Annotated in this window: 2 protein-coding genes; both read right to left on the bottom strand. The window is 36.9% G+C overall.

Going from position 1 to position 716, the window contains the following annotated elements:
- On the bottom strand, nt 1-232 hold a 232-nt coding region (locus tag KA900_RS14645; RefSeq protein WP_481906342.1), incomplete at its 3' end, for an amino acid kinase family protein.
- Nucleotides 233-244: 12 nt separating this feature from the next.
- The coding region (locus tag KA900_RS14640; protein ID WP_210139790.1) for a bifunctional ornithine acetyltransferase/N-acetylglutamate synthase at nt 245-716 on the bottom strand (472 nt) is incomplete at its 5' end.

Raw genomic sequence — 716 nt, 5'->3', positions numbered from 1 at the left:
CAATTAATGTTTGAGTCGTAACAGAAAGTACTTCATGGGTAGTAACTCTCAAACCATCTTTAAATTCTGTTGCTACTTCTTGTAATTCCAAAGATTGATTTATAAAAGGCCCACCTCCGTGGACGATTAATGGTTTATAACCTTGCTTTTTTAATGCAACAATATCTTCAATTATCGAATCATGCATATTCGTCAAAGTGCTCCCGCCTATTTTAATTACAATGTAATCCATATCAAACACCTCTTAAGTTCTATACGACGCATTTATGCGCACGTATTCATATGATAAGTCGCAGCCATAAGCGGTAGCTTCCCCATCTCCATCACCTACAGTAGCTTCTATAATGATATTGTCTGCTTCCAATTGTTTTTTTAAATAAGCTTCATCAAATGCCACTGACATGCCTGCTTTAACCACATCAACTTGGCATAATAATACGTTTGTCGCATGAGGATTTATATGTTTTGATGCGTAACCCATCGCTGTTACAATTCTTCCAAAATTTGCATCTTCACCATGAATTGCTGTTTTAACTAAATTGGATGAAACAATACTTTTCGCCATTTTTCTTGCCTCATGGATATCTGTTGCCCCTTTAACTCTAGCTGTCACCAATTTAGTCGCACCTTCGCCGTCTTTTGCAATCGACTGAGCCAAATAACGTGCAACATAATTGATGGCGTAAACAAATTTTTGCCATTCAGGATGATTTTCA

The sequence above is a fragment of the Staphylococcus sp. GDY8P120P genome (assembly GCF_017892065.1).
Classification (GTDB): Bacteria; Bacillota; Bacilli; order Staphylococcales; family Staphylococcaceae; genus Staphylococcus; species Staphylococcus nepalensis.
This window is presented reverse-complemented; position numbering and strand designations above follow the sequence as displayed.